This window comes from Pelorhabdus rhamnosifermentans (assembly GCF_018835585.1).
Taxonomy (GTDB): Bacteria; Bacillota; Negativicutes; order UMGS1260; family UMGS1260; genus Pelorhabdus; species Pelorhabdus rhamnosifermentans.
The window spans coordinates 18,086-33,417 of sequence record NZ_JAHGVE010000025.1; the positions used below are offsets into that span (position 1 = coordinate 18,086).

Here is a 15,332-nt window from a genome sequence, read left to right on the forward strand (position 1 = left end):
CATTACCCCCGGAGTTTTTTCCGAACCGCCATTTCTTTTTCATCCAGAATTTTTTCTCCATTTCCTAATGCTTGTTCCATCGCTCGTATATCTTTTACTAATGAAAATAAACCTTGTGGCTCAATCGAAGCTTTTTGATCGGAACCATACATATTCCGATTAAGTGTAATATGCCGTTCAATTGTCACCGCTCCTAACGCAACAGCACCTAATGTAGCCACATAACCGATTTCATGGCTGCTGAAACCGACATCGCACTGATACTTTTTACGCAATTCTGGAATTAAGCGTAAGTTAGCATCCTCTGTCTGCATAGGATAGGTACTATTGCAGTGAAGAATTTCGTAAGGACAATGATATTTTTGAAACAACGCAACCGCTGCATCAATCTCTTCATAAGTGCTCATCCCAGTTGAAATAAAAGTATGTCTTTTTTCCCAAGCAACTTCTTCCAGCAAAGCAAAATTTCCGAGCATAGCTGAAGCAATTTTATTGTACTTCAAGTTAAAATTCCGCAAAAATTTTTGAGCGTCGACATCCCAAGTCGATGCAAACCATTCAATCTTTTTTTGACTGCAATACCGATCTATTTCTTCATATTGTTCCTGATTAAATTCAAGTCCCTCTTTTTGCTCCCGCTGCGTCGTTCCCCAGGGACTTTGACGTGAACTAGCTAAAAACTCTGGTGTATATACCTTATCAATCGTACGTTTTTGAAATTTTACGGCATCACACCCAGCTTGACAGGCAACATCAATTAGCTGTTTGGCAAGATTCATATCCCCATTATGATTAATTCCTATTTCTGCGATAAAAAACACTTTATGCATTTTTGCCATTCCTCCGTAAACAAAAATATATTTTAGTTCAAGATATCTTAAAGCAAATTAATCCAGAATTGCTTGCATACGCCTTTTCATAATTTAAGCCCCTCGTTATTTACTATGTTTCCTACAATGAATATATGAAATTAAGTTCAATAAAGTTCCTTTACCCCTCGTTATTTACTATGTTTCTTACAATACGCTTTAATCTCGTTTACCATATATGACAATTTATCCTGTGTCAAACCGGGGTAGACACCGATCCAAAACGTATTTTTCATAATACAATCTGTATGAATCAAATCACCCACGACTCGATATCCTTGTCCAGCCTTTCTCATCTCATCAAAACAAGGATGTTTAATGAGATTACCTGCGAATAGCATTCTGGTCTGAATGCCTCGTTCTTCTAAATAATTGATCAAACTCTCTCGACAAATACCGCTCGCTTCTTTTACCGTTAGCACAAAGCCAAACCAGCTCGGTTGGCTATTTTCACTAGGTTCAGGTAATATAAAAATATCTTTTAAATCATTCAGTTTCTTGCGCAAATAACTCCAATTAGCTTGTCGTTTTTGAATAAAAGCCAGTAATTTTTCTAATTGTGCACAACCAATAGACGCTTGCATATCAGTAACCTTCAAATTATAGCCAAAATGAGAATAAACATATTTATGGTCATACCCTACCGGCAAATCACCAAACTGTTGATTAAATCGATGTTTGCATGTATCATCATGCCCGGATGGACACCAGCAATCCCGTCCCCAATCACGAAATGATTCAACCAATCGCTTTAACTGCGCATCATTTGTATATACCGCTCCGCCTTCCCCCATAGTCATATGGTGTGGTGGATAAAAGCTAGAGGTACCTATATGACCAATTGTCCCCGTATACTTCCACTCACCGTTGTAAAAATATTTTGTTCCTAGTGCATCACAATTATCTTCAACTAACCATAGCTTATGCTTATCACAAAATTCTTTCACTGCCTGTAAATCAAAAGCATTACCTAGAGTATGTGCAAGCATAACTGCTTTGGTTTTATCAGATATGGCAGCCTCCAATTGTGTAATATCAATATTATATGAAGGTAATGTCACATCCACAAATACAGGAATAGCCCCATATTGAATAATAGGTGCGACAGTTGTCGGGAAGGCCGCTGCCACTGTGATAACTTCATCACCTTTCTTGACTCTGCGTTCACCCAATTTGTGAGAGGTTAGTGCCATAAACGCCAAAAGATTAGCTGATGAACCAGAATTAGTTAAAGAGCAGTGCTTCACCCCTAAAAATTCAGCAAAATCTTTCTCAAACTTTTCGGCATACTTACCTGTAGTTAGCCAAAAATCCAAGGAAGCATCGATTAAGTTTATAATTTCTTGTTCATCAAAAACACGACCACCATAAGAAATACGATCGCCTGGCTTAAAGTCATTTTCTTTTTTATGTTTTACTTTATAATGCTTGACAGCGGCTTCAATAGCCTGTTGTCTTAGTTTTTTTTCTAATTCTATTTCATCCCTCATTGCTATACCCCACTATAACGATTTCATATATTCTGAAATTTGTTTTATGCAAATTCCACGCATGTCATCCTTTGCTTGATAAGCATGAACCCACTCAACAATTTTTACTAGTGCCTGCTCCAAATTCCAATTTGGACGCCACCCGAGTCTCATTTTTGCTTTTGAACAGTCAAGCTTTAAATAATGGGCTTCATGAAGCTGAGTACCTTTGTCGATTTCATAGCCTGCATCAATTCCCCATTCTTCGCACATTCTTTTTACCATCCATTCTACTGGTTTGGCATCACTGTCATTAGGACCAAAATTCCAGCCTTCGCCAAACATAACTCCATTCTCATATAACCTTTGCGCTAACAGTAAGTATCCAAGAAGGGGCTCTAACACATGCTGCCAAGGGCGAATGGAATTAGGATTACGGATCCTAATCTTCTCATTCTGCAAAAGAGCTTTGATACAATCAGGAACTAACCGATCTGCGGCCCAATCGCCGCCGCCAATAACATTGCCGACCCGCGCCGATGCAATCGCTACTCCATGTTGAATATAATTTAGCGGATTAAAATAAGAACTGCAATACGCTGCTGTAACCAGCTCAGAGCATGCTTTGCTGCTTGAATAGGGATCATAACCGCCTAATGGATCATTTTCCCGATACCCCCAAATCCATTCTTTATTTTCATAGCACTTATCTGTAGTTACATTAATAACGGCTTTAACATTTTTGCATTGACGAACGGCTTCAAATAAATTAACCGTTCCCATTACATTAATTTCATAAGTTTCCGTCGGATTTTTATAAGACTCACGAACGAGTGGCTGCGCAGCCATATGAATCACAATCTCAGGTTCAGCTCTCTTCATCGCAACAATCAATCTTTCTCTATCACGAATATCACCTATACAAGATGTAATTAAATGATCAATATTACAGACAGCAAATAAACTAGGCTTAGTTGGCGGATTTAGAGCATATCCAGTTACTTCTGCCCCCAAGCTGTGCAACCATAGACAAAACCATGCTCCCTTAAAACCGGTATGTCCAGTAAGAAAAACTTTTCTTTTGTTCCAAAATTCTATACTATTCATCTTTCCTACTTCCATAATTTCCATAGCGCCTGTTGCGAATTCCACATCTCTTCTAACGCCTCCCTATCCCGCATTGTATCCATCGGGTGCCAAAAGCCATCATGCTTATAAGCTATAAGTTCATTTTCACATGCCAACCGTTCTAACGGCTCCCCTTCAAAACTAGTCGCGTCTCCTTTAATATAGTTAAACACTTCAGGTTCCAATACAAAAAATCCACCATTACTCCACCCGCCATCGCCTTGGGGCTTTTCCTGAAACCCTTTTACAAAATTATCAGAAGACAACTTCAAAGCGCCAAACCGGCCAGCTGGCTGAATAGAAGTAACAGTAGCTAGTTTTCCGTATTTTTGATGCATCTCTATCAATTTTTCAATATTAACATTACTAACTCCATCACCATAAGTCAGCATAAAAGTCTCATTGCCCACATAGGATTGCACGCGTTTTACTCTACCACCTGTCATAGTATTTATTCCTGTATCAACAAGCGTAACCTTCCACGGTTCGGCATGTCGGTGATGAATCACCTGTTGATTGTCATGACCAAAATCAAAAGTTATATCCGATTCATGCAGAAAATAATGAGCAAAATATTCTTTGATGCAATATCCCTTATACCCAAGACAAATAATAAAATCATTATGTCCGTAATAAGAATATATCTTCATAATATGCCATAAAATCGGCCGTCCACCGATTTCAATCATTGGTTTCGGTTTTAGATGAGATTCTTCACTAATCCGAGTACCAAAGCCGCCTGCTAAAATAACGACCTTCACAACATCTCACCTCTCAATAAATTACATATTTAAACTCCGTTTCACTGCTTGATAAATAGCAGGATATTGCTCTTTAATTCTTTCTAATAGACATTCCCCCGCCTGATGCTGTCCCTGATTATAACAAGATACGACAAACCATCGGACATAAGTAAAAACTCGAAAATTTATCCATTGCTCCAATAGTTGTGGATTAAATTGTTTCTCTAAAGCCATTTTTTTTAATTTTTCTAATAAAATTATTGTACTATCCATCTGCACATAATTTTCTAAATGACTGGAGCAACTTCCATCATGAAACCGATAAAAACCAGCACAGCTCCCTAAAATTCCAACATTTCCCAATAGCATTAATTCTAAATATAATACCATGTCACCTCCTACAGCCCCTTCGTCAACATACGCCATAGTATGAATCGCCTTTTCTCTATCAAATAATGCCGTTACCAAACCAACAATATGAGGATATTGTTCTGCTGTTTCGTAATATAAAAAATACTCATTGCCTTTAATAAATCGAGCCTCTTTATAATTAGTAACTTGAACAGAACCATTGCTTAAATTCAACCACTTACAATTAGCATGTACTAAAACAATGCTTTGATTTTCTAAAATTAAATTTATAGCTTTACTGATATAACTAGAGTCAAGTAAATAATCATCATCACATAATAGTAGTGCATATTTTCCCGTAGCAATATTAATACAAGCATTCCGACCATTAAAAACAGGCCCCATATTTTTATCATGACGAAAATAGATAATCCTATCATCCTTTACATAGCTTTTCATCATGTCATCCGTACCATCTATAGAAGCATTATCAGTCACAATAATCTCTAAATTAGGATAATCCTGTGCCATTGCACTTTCTACTGCGTCTTTTAACATTTCTTGTCTATTATAAGTAGGAATAATAATACTTACTTTAGGCATAGACAGAGCATCAACAACATCAAATTTTTTTATATATTCACGTATTTTGATTAATTCTTGCTGTAAAGTATTAGGCTCAGCAATATCTTGATTTAACATATTATATTCGCCCCCCATGTCATGATAGAAGTCGCGAGAATCTTATAATGAACTCAGATGAGTACGATCATGCCAAAATATAGCTAATGCCCACCCGAAAATACACCTATCTTAGGTATATCGCTACTCTAGAATGAAACCATTTCTCTTACATCAGTATATTCCGTACAATGTTCAATGTTACTAGCAGGCTAAATAGAATATTAAAACCTTAATCCCGTAACAAAAACAAATTACAGGCATATTTTAATAATAGGGGTGAGTTATTATGGGAATTAAAGTAGTTAAATCGCCGAAAAAAAGTACCACCTTGGCAATTCATATTTAAGGACACTCATAAAAAAATCACCTGCTAAATTTCCACTGAATTTGGCAGGTGATTTTTCGGAAAAGGGTCTTCAACCAGTATGATACAAAGGTTGAGGCTGGCTTTACACTGTTTGCTGAGCCACTTTCAACGCGATCTTCAGCATATCAAGAGTCATCACGCTTGTCTGCCGATAAAATGGCGGCAACACTGGACGTATACCCCGTGCAACAAAAACCGCATTGCAGCGCATCATGTTGAATAAATTCTTGCTGAAGTATCGATATTTTACCTGCCTGTCCCAAGCCCTCAACAGTGGTAATATTTGCCCCATTGGCCTCAACTGCCAAGACAATACAGGAACTCACAGCGACACCATTCATAATAACAGTGCATGCTCCGCATTCACCTTCACCACAGTCTTCTTTGGTACCAAAAAGATTTAATTCTTTCCGCAAAAAATGCAGTAATGTCATCGTTGGATCAATCAAACGATCTACCTGTTCGCCATTGACAGTAACGTGCAAAGGAATACGCGCTTTTTCTCTCATCTCTTCACTTCTCTCGGCTAGCAACTGAGTGAGAGCACGCTTGACTAACACACCGGCGATATGCGTACGGTATTCATCAGAAGAACGCACATCTGAAATCGGTTTAATAAAGGTACGCACGGCTTCCCCCGCCCAATTTGCACGCTTCACTGTCAAAGGTTGCAAATTCAGCATTTTTTCAAGCTGCGTCATTCGAACGGGCGTGGGCGCCACGGCGGACATGGCAAGGAATAGTTTCTTGTGCTCCGTTAGACGCGCAGCTACACCCACCAAGTCGTGTCCTTTAATTCGAGCTTGTTTGAGATAAACACTCACATCACAAGCGCCAACAATAGGAAGTCCAATACCAATTACCATTTCTTGAGGCTGTAAAACCGTCTTTTTTACACCCGTAAAAAATTCATTCAAGTTTAACACACGAATACAATGACTGCGCGCAATATGAACCTGCCCTTCATAAACTAACAAAGGACCTGCGAGATCCGCACCAGGCGAAGCATTACAGATATTGCCCACCAAAGTAGCCCTGTTTCGTATTTGATATGAAGCCAAAGAATGAGCGGCTTGAGCTAACGCCGGGTACTTTTCCTGAATCAATTTTGATTCAGCTACTTCATTGACTGTAATGGCTGCTCCAATAAATAAACCATTCTTGGGATGATATTCCAATCGTTTCAACACATCAATTGATTTAATATCTAAAATATGTTCAGGCATTAGTGCATGATGGCGCAGCATAATCATAAGATCCGTTCCGCCAGCAAGAATTTTCGTACCTTCATGTTGGTCCAAATATGTTATGGCTTCTTCAAGAACCTGGGGCCTGACATAATCGAACTTGCTTAACATGGCCAAACCTCCTACAGTAAGATCATAAGAAAAATACTTCCTTTAATCAAAGTCACTGTAACGTTTTATGCTTACAAGTACTGCCTCTTACTTCATACGCTCAGCTAACGCCAATAAAGCCGTTTCAAAACACTCCCACGGCGGGGTCACCACTCCAGCACCGACTTGACCCACACCGGCCTCTTTATGAGCAATGCCTGTATTAATGGTCGGCAGTAGTCCTGTTTCAATCACTTTACGCACATCAATGCCTGTGGGTGTGCCGCGGAAATTGAGATTAGGAATAGAATAATGGGTATTTTCAGCAATCGTAATCTCATACATCTTTGTCGTGTAATTAAGCGCATCAGTCACAGTACCGCCAATAAACTGAACGATGGCCGGAGCCCCCCCCATGGCAAAGCCACCAATACCACTTGTCTCTATAATAGCGCTATCACCCAAATCAGGATTAGCATCTTCTGCAGTAAAACCAGGAAAAAGCAGCCCCTTCACATAAAGTGCAGGACCCGTAAACCACATACTACCTGGACAACCGCTGACACGAATGCCAAAATCAACACCATTACGGCAAAGCGTTGTAACCATCGTAGAATTGGCAACCCCTTGTGCTGCATCAAGAGATGCCTTACAAGCCGACATAGACAGATTGAGAAAAAAATGATCATTGGAGTGAATAAATTCCAACACGCGACTAATCATGGCACGCGGCAAATCAGCCTTCACTAAGTAAGGTGCAATTTCGCGAATAAACAAGCTTGTTGCTGCCTTATTCCGATTATGACACTCATCGCCCATATGAAGAGCCTGAGCAATCAAACTTCTTAAATCAATCCCGCCTGATAATAAAATGGCCGCTTTTAACGCTGGCGCAAGTTCTGATTCCATCCACCGCAACCGTGTAATCACTTCATCCGAATAGGCACCAAATCGCAGCACCTTGCCTAATCCTTCATTAAGTGTGGCATAACTAAAATTGCCATGCGTCTTATTTTCAATAATCTGCACAGGCATGGATGGAGAAATAATACCAGCCATCGGGCCTACTGCCCGATGTTCGTGGCAGGGGGAAAACTTAATAGCACCTGACAGCACCAATTTTTCGGCTTCCTTCGGATTTTTCGCCACCCCTTCATATAACAGCGCCCCAATAATGGCCCCTTTCATGGGCCCGGCCATTCGCTCCCAGCTAATCGGCGGACCCGCATGAAGGATAGTTTTTTTCGTCATGCCTGGGATAACATTGAGAGCTGAATCAATGTCAACGAGGACAGGCCGAGCGTTCATTAGTCTTTCTACGGCCACTTGATTAGCTGCATCGATTTTTTCATTATCAAGCAATTTGTCCAGCGCACGAATAAGCGCATGATTCTTGATCTGATCCACCGCTTACACCCCCTGATCAACAATAGCCGCTGCAAGTAACGCTGCTCTAGCATTTGTCTGGGCTAGAGTAACACCCACTGCGGCAAGTTTGATTTCTTGGTAGCCCCCATTTTGCTTATCATTATCTGTACCTTAGACATAGGAAATACTCTCTAGATAACGTCCCTCGGAATGATTTCACACTCCTTCTAGTCCTAACTTATTAAGGAGGATCAAAAAAAAGTACAAAAAAGCAGCCTAAAAAAGCAAGAAACCACTATGCGTGAATTCATAGTGGCTTCTTGCTTTTTTGTTACAATTTTTATTTAGGTGTCACTCTCATAATCATTCCATCGCTCGCAGCATAATATTTGTTCACTTTTCCAACCCGTTGAGCCATATTTGTAAGCACAACAGGACTCAGGAGTGATTTACCTTGGCTTTGAATGTAACTCGGGTCAAACGTTAATAAGGCATCGCCTGTTTTCACTTTATCGCCGATCTTAACCAATGCCGTAAACCCTTTTCCCGCTAATTCTACCGTATCTATACCCACATGAATCAGTATTTCAATCCCGCCAGGCGTTTGAAGTGCTATGGCGTGAAGGCTTTTGGGTATAAACACGACCTCACCATCACAAGGAGCTACAACGACATTATCCAGGACCTCAATTGCCACGCCATCCCCAACCATTCCTTGCGAAAAAGCTTCATCAGGCACATCGGCAATATCGATAATCCGTCCCTTTATAGGCGCAACTAAAATAAGATCTTTTTTCTGGTTAAAAAAATTGAACATATCCATTTCACCTGCTATTCTATTATATACGCATCGCCATACGCTTAAAAGTATGCCGTCTACCTCTTATCGCCATTGAATAGGTTAAGATATTCTCCGGAATGGAAATTCCCACATAACCCGAATCCCCCATATGATGAATATCTGCGCCAGCCATTACCGACTGCAAGGCAATGGTGGAAATTGTGTGGCGATCGGCCCCCTCCTGGGAAGTCCCCACAGTAGTCATAATTAATGCCTTTCGTTTATGGGCCAACTCACTAATCCTTGTTACCTTTTCTACCGTAATCCCTGGAACCGTTCCAGGCGCTGGTACTAAAATTACATCAGCACCTGCAGCAAGAAAGTCTGCGGCTACTTTCTCGGTTAGTATGGATTCAGACATTTCGCCTTCTACTCCGGCTGCATGCATTTTTCCAGCAATAATTGCCACTTCATCACCTAATTCATCCTTTATTTCAGCGATGGCTTGGCAAATGCTCGCATTGGATACACCCGTCTTGGGATTTCCTGTCACAGTAATCAGTTGAACACCCTGCTCATAGGCCAGCCTCGCATTTTTCCGCGTTGCTCGCCGTCCTTCCGTTACCGGGAAATCGGCTTGTGAGATACAGCTAGAATCAAAAGGTTCTAAATTAATACCGATGACCCGGCCTGCCAAACGCTGTAGGGCCTGTATCACGCTTTCTCCGGCAGCTGGTGTCACACCAAACACCGCTGGAGAAAGTACATCATATAAGTTCAATAAAATAATATCTGCTCCCATACTAGCCGCTAGTTCAGCATTCGTCACATCATAAAGCAATGGCATAACTGGACAAATGACTTCACACACCATTGTCCGTCCCGCTGCAGCACGTATACTACTCAAGAGATTAATTCCTTTAAGTTTAATTAATTCATTCGGATGCAAATCCAAGATTCGTTCTATCATGTGTCGCACTCCTCAATAATTTTGCTGCCCCCTCTTCCGCTATGATCGTAACATCTGGATGAAGTTGCAGAATGGACGCCGGTGTCTCGGGAGTGATCCCCTTGTAGATTGTGCGGTAAAGAGCTTCAGCCTTACTTACACCGTTTGCCAACAACAATATTTTTTTTGCATTCATAATTGTTTTAATCCCCATACTGATAGCATAACGAGGAACCTCTTCAATATTCGCAAAGAATCGGGCATTTACATTAATTGTTTCCTCATCCAGTTTAACTTTATGCGTAACAGCTTCAAAATTTATGTCCGGTTCATTAAAGCCAATATGTCCGTTTACACCGATTCCTAGAACCTGCAAATCAATACCGCCCTGTTCTTGAATTTTACGCTCATAGTCTTGACACTCTGCAGGAATATTCTGAGCCAATCCATTCGGGATATAGATGTTATTCCTCTGGATATTAATATGTTTAAAAAAATTCTGGAACATGTAAAAATGATAGCTGTTTTCATCTTCCGGTTTCAAGCCCAGATATTCATCTAAATTGAATGTTACCACTTCGGAAAAATCAAGACTGACTTCATGATGTATTTTAATCAATTCTTGATACATGTTGAGCGGAGTACTGCCTGTGGCCAGCCCCAGAACACTGTTCGGTTTTAAGTAAAGCTGACCTGCTACCATCCTTGCCGCGTTGGCACTCATATCTTCATAACTTTTGGCAATAACGATACGCATGGCTTCACCTCCTATAAATCGTTTTTCCCCGGACAATTGTCATGTGAATCGCCAGAGTGTCATCAAAAATCACCATGTCGGCATCTTTCCCGACAGCGATACTTCCCTTGCGTTCAGCAATACCCAGGCGTTTGGCTGGATTAACGGTAACCATGGAGATCACTTTTGCCAAATCAAGACCGCTGGTCTGTTTGAAATTAAAAACTGCCTGATTTAAAGTAAGTACACTGCCGGCAATTACACCACTGGCGAGTCGGGCCTTCCCATCCTGAACCATTACAATTTGTCCACCAAAATCATATTTCCCATCACTCATCAGACTCGCTCTCATCGCATCCGTAATCAAAATGATTTTATCAAAACCCTTGATCTTTAGTAATAGCCGCTGCGCAGCCGGATGCACGTGAATATTGTCAGCAATCAGTTCACACGTCACATCACTGTCTGCCGCAGCACCCACAACGCCGGGGTGCCGATGATGAAAAGGAGTGAGGGCATTAAAAATATGAGTGATATGGGAAACCCCCTCCTTAATCGAAGCCATAGCTTCTTCGTAAGAAATAGCGCTATGCCCTAGAGCAACCGTCATTCCCTTGTCGATGCAACGACGAATAAATACGGCACTATCGGGCCATTCTGGAGCCATGGTAATTATTTTTATCACATCGACGTAATCTTTAATCTTACCAAAATCAGGTGGAAGAATATATGCCGAATCCTGTGCACCTTTGAAACTTTTGTTAATAAAGGGGCCTTCTAAATGACAACCGAGGACTTGAGCGCCAGGAGCATCTCCCATTGCCGTCCGAATACGAATGAAGGTCCTGTCCATTTGGTCAAATCGCATTGTCATGGTCGTCGGCAAGAAAGCAGTTACTCCGGTTTGCGCCAGTCTTTCACTGAGTAGTGTTATTCCATCGGCGCGTTCATCCATGGTATCAATTCCAGCGCAGCCATGGACATGAATATCAATGAATCCGGCTGATAAATATAAGCCCTGCGCGTTAATTTTCTCACTCACATCATAGTGGATTAGCGCTTCTTCCGGTATGATATGAGTAATTTTGTCGTCAAAAATCACAGCATAATTTTGCAAAATTTTCTGAGTGGTTATGATCTGAGCCTTTACAATTGCTTTCATTGTTCATCCTCGATTGTTTGTCGTAAATATCCATGATGTTTTTCAAGCAACTTTTGAGCAGTTGCAGCATCAATGTCTAACGTTAGCATTAAAATAGCGGTTTTGGCATTTCCTGCTGAATCAGTTAACGCTTGCGTCACTAAAGACTCTTTCTTTCCTGTAGTCGCAGCAACCATATCTTTTACGCGCTGCCTTAATTTATTATTGATGGGCCGTACATCAACCATGAGATTTTTATAAACCTTTCCCATTCGAATCATCGCACCCGAAGATAGCATATTAAGAACCATTTTCTGTGCTGTACCCGCTTTAAGGCGGGTGGAGCCTAAAATCACTTCTGGCCCCACATCAATAGTAATACACAACTCGGTTAGCGTGTCAAGCAAGCCATCGGGTGAACAGCATAAACCGATGGTTGTTGCGCCTAGTTGACCAGCAAAACGTGCAGCCGCTAAAACGTAAGGAGTATTACCACTGGCACTAACAGCTACCAAAACATCGGCAGCAGAAAAATTGTAGGATTTCAAATCTTGCACAGCTGCTTCTTCCGTATCTTCGGTTTCTTCGTGCCAGCCATATAAAGCAGGAATACCGCCTGATATGATACCAATAATCACACCATCATCAATCCCAAAAGTGGGTGGACATTCAGTCGCATCTAAAACACTGATTTTTCCAGACGTTCCCGAACCCAAATAAAACAGTCGTCCACCTAGCCTGAGTTTTTTAACAATCATTTCCACTGCAGCAGCAACGATGCCCAGAGTCTTCTCAACAGCATAGGCCACAGTCTTATCTTGTTCATTAAATAACTTAACCATATCGTCAGTAGAAACCTCATCAACATACCAAAAATTTGTCTTGTGGTCTTTCACAAACTGCCTCCGTGGGTATTTTATTTTTGAATCATAGATTACAGCTATTGCAGTTAGCTCATTTTTCCTTCATGAGTGCTTTCAACTCGTCGGCAAGTAACTCGGCTCTTGTACCCACAACTACCTGCACAATGTTACCACGCTTAATCAGCCCGCTGGCACCTAGCCCCTTGATTTTACTTTCGTCAATAACCTCCGTGTCTTTTACGGTCATGCGCAGGCGAGTAATACAAGAATCCAAGGATTCGATATTTGCAGCTCCCCCTAATGCCATCAGCATCTGTACTGACAGTTCACTAAGATTGGCGTCAGACAAATTCACCTGCTCATCCTCTTCATCATAGCGCCCTGGCGTCGGAATATCGAAAGTCTTAATGGCCCAGACAAAAACGACATAGTAAATTGCCGCAAATATTAGCCCAATTGGGATGAGTAATAGCGGTTTTGTTGCCAATCCCCAGTTTAACAAATAATCGATCAATCCAGCCGAAAAACCAAAGCCGTGCAAGATTCCAAAGTAATAAGCGACAGCCATTGCAATTCCTGTCATTACCGCATGGAATAAATATAACAGGGGTGCTAAGAACATAAACATAAATTCTAACGGTTCAGTAATCCCCGTAAGAAATGCAGTAAAGGCAACCGAAAAGATCATACCAAATATTTTTTTGCGATTTTCTGGTTTAGCTGTAGAATAAATAGCAAAAGCTGCAGCAGGCAACGCGAACATGAAAATAATATAAAATCCTGCCATAAAATGCCCGGCAGTAGGATCACCGGCAAAAAAGCGATTCAAATCTCCCGTTGCCACCTTACCTGCCGCGTCAGTAAAGCCACCAAATACAAACCACACAAAACTATTTAAAATATGGTGAAGCCCAACTGGAATCAATAATCTGTTACATAACCCAAATACGAACGCACCAAATGCGCCAGCACCAATAATCCACTCACCTATCGCATGAATGACTTGTTGAATAGGTGCCCATATGACCCCAAATATTCCTGCCAGAACAATCGCCGATGCAGCAGTCGCTATCGGCACGAACCTTCGTCCGCCGAAAAAACCCAGAAATTCCGGAAGCTTAATGTCGTGGTATCTATTATAAATATAACCGGCTAATATACCACTGATAATACCAGCCAATACGCTCATATTCAGATCAGCATTAATGGCTTTTAAACCATTAGTCAGCACCAAATAACCAACTGCGCCAGCCAGCCCTGACGCCCCATTATTATCTCGAGCCAAACCTACAGCAATACCAATGGCAAATAGTAAGGCCAAATTATCAAACACAGCAGAACCAGCCTGCATAACAAACGGAATGTTGAATACATCTTTCGCTCCGAACCGGAGCAACAAGGCCGCTGCAGGTAACACGGCAACAGGTAACATGAGGGCTTTACCTATCTTTTGAAGATTTCCCAGCCAATTAAACATTATAAGTCCTCCCTTTTCGCTTTATTATACACACCCCGGTGTAATTAACGCCTTAAAGAAACTTCAAACTTATATCTGTCTCCCCGGTAAATGGCCTTCGTTACCTCAATTGGAATATCATTTTTAAGATAAGTCTGTCGTGAAAACAGTAAGGCCAATGCATTTTTCTCCACCTCTAACATATTGCTTTCATAATCATTAACTAATATCGGCTCAATCGTTTGATACGCATACTCTACCTCTAAGCCAAAATGCGCAGAAAGTACTTCATATAAAGACTTATTTTGAATCATCTCAGCATTTAGTTCGCTGCATAAATTCACGGGTATATAGGCAGTCTCCAAAGAATAAGGTTCCCCAGAAACACAGCGCAAGCGGGTAATTTCAAAAACATCCCGCCTTTCATTCATCAATAAAGCCTTCTGGATTTTTTTAGTCGCTGGTTTTTTCTTGAAAGATAATATTTTTGTATCAACGGTTAAGCCCCGCAGGCGCATTTCTTCAGTCAAACCCAATAAATTAGATAACTGCTGTTTTTCCTTCGCTTTGCAGACAAACGTCCCTTTCCCTTGTTCCCGATAAACCAAGCCCTCGTTGACCAAACTGATAATAGCCTTGTTCACAGTCATACGACTTACACCATGGTATTCACAGAGTTCTCGTTCAGATGGAATCGCATCATTGGCTTTTAATTCATCATTTTCAATGAGCTCACAGATAATTTGTTTTAGCTGGTAATATAATGGTAACGGTGACTCTTTGTCAACTTTCTTCATACGAAGCCTCCCTGCAGTTAAATTAGCACATGACATATATAGCATAACAATATGTTATCATGTTGTATATACCACTATTCTTTTTTTCCATTATAGTTAAATTATTCTAAAAAGTCAATGCCCTGATATCCTTTTTACTTTCCCCTACAATTAAATTCAACAGGTAAATTTTTGTTGATAAAATCTCTTGCTTTTTTGTAAAAAGCAAGAAACCACTATCGTGAATTCAAGTGGTTTCTGCTTACTAACCGTTTTTCTTTCTGTGGATGACGAGCTTATTGCAAAAACTTAAT

14 protein-coding genes are annotated in these 15,332 nt (G+C 40.8%); all 14 read right to left on the minus strand.

Going from position 1 to position 15,332, the window contains the following annotated elements; translation table 11 throughout:
* Positions 1-2: 2 nt before the first annotated feature.
* On the minus strand, positions 3-830 hold the full coding sequence (locus tag Ga0466249_RS21095) for an N-acetylneuraminate synthase family protein (protein ID WP_246588939.1): 828 nt from the start codon (positions 828-830) through the stop codon (positions 3-5).
* Between the two features lie 170 nt (positions 831-1,000).
* Complete coding sequence (rfbH, locus tag Ga0466249_RS21100) at positions 1,001-2,359, minus strand: lipopolysaccharide biosynthesis protein RfbH (protein ID WP_215831474.1); 1,359 nt, start codon at positions 2,357-2,359, stop codon at positions 1,001-1,003.
* A 12-nt stretch (positions 2,360-2,371) separates the two neighbouring features.
* On the minus strand, positions 2,372-3,490 hold the full coding sequence (gene rfbG / locus Ga0466249_RS21105; protein WP_312889813.1) for a CDP-glucose 4,6-dehydratase: 1,119 nt from the start codon (positions 3,488-3,490) through the stop codon (positions 2,372-2,374).
* Positions 3,451-4,227 carry a glucose-1-phosphate cytidylyltransferase gene (rfbF, locus tag Ga0466249_RS21110; protein WP_215831475.1) on the minus strand — a complete coding sequence of 259 codons (777 nt, stop codon included), beginning with the start codon at positions 4,225-4,227 and terminating at the stop codon, positions 3,451-3,453. The genes rfbG and rfbF overlap by 40 nt, the downstream gene beginning before the upstream one ends.
* 21 nt (positions 4,228-4,248) lie before the next feature.
* The gene (locus Ga0466249_RS21115; protein ID WP_215831476.1) at positions 4,249-5,262 is read right to left on the minus strand and encodes a glycosyltransferase family 2 protein; all 1,014 of its coding nucleotides are present in this window, start codon (positions 5,260-5,262) and stop codon (positions 4,249-4,251) included.
* Positions 5,263-5,736: 474 nt separating this feature from the next.
* Positions 5,737-6,969, minus strand: a complete 1,233-nt coding sequence (locus Ga0466249_RS21125) for an FAD binding domain-containing protein (RefSeq protein WP_246588940.1) — start codon at positions 6,967-6,969, stop codon at positions 5,737-5,739.
* An 87-nt stretch (positions 6,970-7,056) separates the two neighbouring features.
* Positions 7,057-8,355 carry a YlbE family protein gene (locus Ga0466249_RS21130; RefSeq protein ID WP_312889814.1) on the minus strand — a complete coding sequence of 433 codons (1,299 nt, stop codon included), beginning with the start codon at positions 8,353-8,355 and terminating at the stop codon, positions 7,057-7,059.
* Between the two features lie 301 nt (positions 8,356-8,656).
* A complete protein-coding gene (locus Ga0466249_RS21135; protein ID WP_215831477.1) occupies positions 8,657-9,133 on the minus strand; it encodes a PTS sugar transporter subunit IIA in 477 nt (158 codons plus the stop codon).
* 22 nt (positions 9,134-9,155) lie between these two features.
* Positions 9,156-10,067, minus strand: a complete 912-nt coding sequence (locus Ga0466249_RS21140) for a DUF7916 family protein (RefSeq protein ID WP_215831478.1) — start codon at positions 10,065-10,067, stop codon at positions 9,156-9,158.
* Positions 10,033-10,803, minus strand: coding sequence for a glucosamine-6-phosphate deaminase (nagB, locus tag Ga0466249_RS21145; protein ID WP_215831479.1), 771 nt, complete (start codon positions 10,801-10,803; stop codon positions 10,033-10,035). The genes Ga0466249_RS21140 and nagB overlap by 35 nt, the downstream gene beginning before the upstream one ends.
* A 4-nt stretch (positions 10,804-10,807) precedes the next feature.
* Complete coding sequence (nagA, locus tag Ga0466249_RS21150; protein WP_215831480.1) at positions 10,808-11,944, minus strand: N-acetylglucosamine-6-phosphate deacetylase; 1,137 nt, start codon at positions 11,942-11,944, stop codon at positions 10,808-10,810.
* Positions 11,941-12,819, minus strand: coding sequence for an N-acetylmuramic acid 6-phosphate etherase (gene murQ, locus Ga0466249_RS21155; RefSeq protein ID WP_312889815.1), 879 nt, complete (start codon positions 12,817-12,819; stop codon positions 11,941-11,943). Before murQ ends, nagA begins: the two co-directional genes overlap by 4 nt.
* Positions 12,820-12,877: 58 nt before the next feature.
* Entirely contained in the window at positions 12,878-14,263 is a 1,386-nt protein-coding gene (gene nagE, locus Ga0466249_RS21160) for an N-acetylglucosamine-specific PTS transporter subunit IIBC (protein WP_215831481.1), read from the minus strand.
* A gap of 44 nt (positions 14,264-14,307) precedes the next feature.
* On the minus strand, positions 14,308-15,039 hold the full coding sequence (locus Ga0466249_RS21165) for a GntR family transcriptional regulator (protein ID WP_215831482.1): 732 nt from the start codon (positions 15,037-15,039) through the stop codon (positions 14,308-14,310).
* Between the last annotated feature and the right edge of the window lie 293 nt (positions 15,040-15,332).